A 948-nucleotide genomic window follows, 5' to 3' on the forward strand; every position below is an offset into this window, starting at 1 on the left:
CCGTCGCGCAATTGCAGCAGGCCGGCAAGCGTGCCGCTGGCGCTGGTGTTGCCGCCGGCTCCCGCCGAGATCGGCACGTTGTCGATGTAAACGGCATTGCCGGCGGCACCCGCGGTATAGCCTGCCGACGCCGCGAAGGTGACCGTGCGCGGTATCGTCTCGAACAAAGTCGTGCCGTCGCCGGTGGTGATGACCATGTCATTGTCGCCTCGTGTGAAGGTCGACACTGGGACATAGTTCGAAATCTTCTTCAAAAGCGCGTCGCGCTGGTCGAGCGCATCGGAAACGTCGGTGCCGGAACGGGTTCCGGACATGACCGCCGTGTTGGCATCCTGGAACTGGCTGAGCAGCGAGTTCAGGTCATCGACGGCGGTGGCGATCTGGCCGTCGGTCTGGGTGCGGAAATCCTGGACTGCCTTGGAGCCCTCGTTGAGCGAGCGCACGACCTGTTTGGCGGCGTCGATGACCGAGGCGCCGAGGTTCTGGTTCGACGGCGAGGTGGCGTAGAGCTGCAGCGCCTGCTGCAGGTTGGCGATCGCGGTCGAGGGCGAGGACGCATTGTCGACGCCATTGACCGCGACGCCCAGCTGATCCATGCCGCTGTAGAGCGCGTTCTGCCCGCTCCAAGCCGATAGCGCGCCGAGATTCTGGCGAAACAAAAGCTCGTTGGCTGCGCGCTGGATATCGACCGAACGCGCGCCCGGCGCCGTGCTGGTGACGACGGCCTGGCGCCGCGAATAGTCCGGGTTGGAGGCGTCGGCGACGTTGCGCGAGACAACGCTTGTCTGTCGCGCGGTGTTCATAAGCGCCGACTGGGCGATACTCAATGCGGTAGACAGTGACATGCGGGTCTTTCGCGGGCGACGCCCGTCTTATCTCTTCAGGTTGACAAGGACGTCCATCAGATCGGAACCGGTCTGGAAGACTTTCGAATTGGCGGTGTAGCTG

Annotated in this window: 1 protein-coding gene; it reads right to left on the reverse strand. The window is 63.9% G+C overall.

The annotated features are described in order from the left end of the window. The coding region (flgK, locus tag EN750_RS36380; RefSeq protein ID WP_127399420.1) for a flagellar hook-associated protein FlgK at positions 1–845 on the reverse strand (845 nt) is incomplete at its 3' end. Positions 846–948: the final 103 nt, after the last annotated feature.

It is taken from the genome of Mesorhizobium sp. M7A.F.Ca.ET.027.03.2.1, assembly GCF_003999175.1.
Taxonomy (GTDB): Bacteria; Pseudomonadota; Alphaproteobacteria; order Rhizobiales; family Rhizobiaceae; genus Mesorhizobium.